This window comes from Arthrobacter sp. P1_A5, assembly GCF_056406825.1.
Genome location: NZ_JBFTZL010000316.1, coordinates 1 through 2,090, shown reverse-complemented (window position 1 = coordinate 2,090; position 2,090 = coordinate 1). Strand labels below are relative to the sequence as shown.

2 protein-coding genes are annotated in these 2,090 nt (G+C 65.4%); one reads left to right on the top strand and one right to left on the bottom strand.

Features of this window, described 5'->3' with window-relative positions; genetic code table 11:
• Positions 1-120 precede the first annotated feature (120 nt).
• Positions 121-705 (bottom strand): DUF6924 domain-containing protein, encoded by a 585-nt coding sequence (locus tag AC1D1S_RS20810; RefSeq protein WP_476995409.1) that lies wholly within the window; start codon positions 703-705, stop codon positions 121-123.
• 456 nt (positions 706-1,161) lie between these two features.
• On the opposite strand from AC1D1S_RS20810, the gene AC1D1S_RS20805 reads away from it, so the two are divergent.
• On the top strand, positions 1,162-1,845 hold the full coding sequence (locus AC1D1S_RS20805; RefSeq protein WP_052354987.1) for a DedA family protein: 684 nt from the start codon (positions 1,162-1,164) through the stop codon (positions 1,843-1,845).
• Positions 1,846-2,090: the final 245 nt, after the last annotated feature.

Sequence of the window (2,090 nt, the reverse complement as noted above, 5' to 3'; positions counted from 1 at the left end):
CCACAACCCAAAACCACCCGTCACGCACCTCATCGCACACTCCCCCGCCGCCCACGGCCACTATGCCGTGCATCACTCCTTCCCCGTGCCGGCAGCTCCCCCACATGGCGGGCCCAGGCATTAGCAGCCAAGCAGTCCGTCGTGTTGTCGAATGCAGGCCGCCACAGGGGCATGACGCGGCAGGATGGTTCCGATGCCTTCTGGGCCAGACTCCGAACCAGGTGTTGTTCGAGTTGATGGCCCAACAGCAGCCACCCGCCGAAGTCGTGTCTGAAGAGAACACCTGACGAACGTCAGCTGCCTGGAATCAGCGAAGAACCTTGAAACCCGCGGCGGAAGTTGCAGGATCTCGTGGTTTGATCGATCGATTGATTCGGCCGCAGCCTGTTCCCAGTACATCGAAGCAGCAAGAACTGTCAGGCAACCCCCTGAGGTCACCCTTGCTGTCTGTTCTTCCTGCGAGCTCCCCCAGTCCATGTTCGCGATGTTTAGGTTGTCATCGACTCTCCAGAGTTCGCGCGCAATGCATCGGAACGGTCGACGCGATGCCTCGCGCAGATCCGTGATCTGTATCGGATACCCGCCTTCTGGAGCGCCACGTTCCACGAGGAACAAGACAGAGGCGTGTTCATTGCCTGCCGGAACCGCCTGGCGAACCTGTTTCCACCCGACGCGATTCCAGGCGGTATCATCAACGGCCCTCACTCAGGCGCGGAATCCATCTTCATGCTCGGAAAGCGCATCCACCCAGACGTCTGGTGCTGAAGGTCGTAGGCACCAGAAGGGAGGGAGGGCCAGGCCTGTGCGTGAGTTCTTTCCTTCGTGCGTCTTCTGTCGCCAATAGTCCCGGGAAACCGGGCAGCTCTTCAGGGCCTAAAGCAGGAGGCGTAGGAGACGCGCAGGGCCGGCGGTCGTAGCGGCGCGGGCGGTGGTGGCTGCGGGCGATCCGGCCGGAACGCCGAGGCTAGCGCCGCGGCCGGAAAAGCAGTGCCGCCGCCGGCCGGGCCGTGTCCGCAGCGTGCTCTTGACGCGGCCCCGGCCGCAAGGGTAGACAAGGGCCATCCCGGTGCTGTCGCGGGGGTTATGACCGCAGACAGAACGCGGGCAGCGCGGGGACCGTCATGATGAACCACGGCGGAGCAGCGGAGTGAGGTGTGAGCGATGACCGGATTAGTTGCCTTCCGCTTCGTGGCGCTCGGCTGGGCAGCCTACTTCGCCGCGGAAGCAGGGGTTGCGGACGAATGGGCGTACTACTTCGCCGTCTTCGTGATTGTGCTGGCCCAGTGCGCCGGTGTACCGCTTCCCGCCGTGGCCGTCCTGCTTGGCGCCTACGCCTCGGCGCGCCACGGAGACCTGAACCTTACCGCCGTTATCGCGGTCGGCAGCCTGGGCGCCATGCTCGGGAGCACTATTGGCTACGTACTTGGGCGGGTGGGAGGCCGTCCGCTGATGCTTCGACTCGCACAGCGCTTCCATGCCGACGAGAATCGCATCCTCCAGCTCGAGTCGTTCTTCGATCGTCACGGCGGCAAAGCCTTGTTCTTCGGCCGCTGGGTCATTGTTGTCCGGCTCTGGGGCGCCATTGCCGCGGGGGCCGCCAAGATGCCGTGGCCCACTTTTCTGCTCTGGACCATCACAGGGTCAATTGCCTGGGTCGCGAGCCTCAGTGTTCTCGCCTATTTGGCCGGGGCGCTGGCCAATGCGATCGGTGACGCTCTCGACATCGGCGGTTGGGTGCTGGTCCCATTCGTCGTGCTGGGCCTGGTGATCGTTTGGCGCCGGCGCAGACGCCGGAAGCTCAGGTCAGCGGGAGGGACAGGGGACGGCGCACCCGATGCCGAATGAGCCCGTCCAGGCGCGTCCGGCCTGTACGTTCCTGCGGCAACGCTCGGCCTCCTTCAAGGCGGAGCATACGACGTCGCAGGGGGCCCCTCATCGGCGATCGGGCACCAGGGTGATTACCGGACCGACCCGGGTTCGGCTGGGCACGTAGCCGGGGCCGGCGGGCGGCCGTTCCCCCGGGGCCGGGCCGCCGAAGGCACGGGCCTGGTCCTGAAAGGCCGGTTAAATGCGGGAGGACCCCCACCTGG

Coding starts and splice junctions, on each gene's coding strand:
- AC1D1S_RS20805 (WP_052354987.1), top strand. CDS start 1,162: ATGACCGGATTAGTTGCCTTCCGCTTCGTGGCGCTCGGCTGGGCAGCC.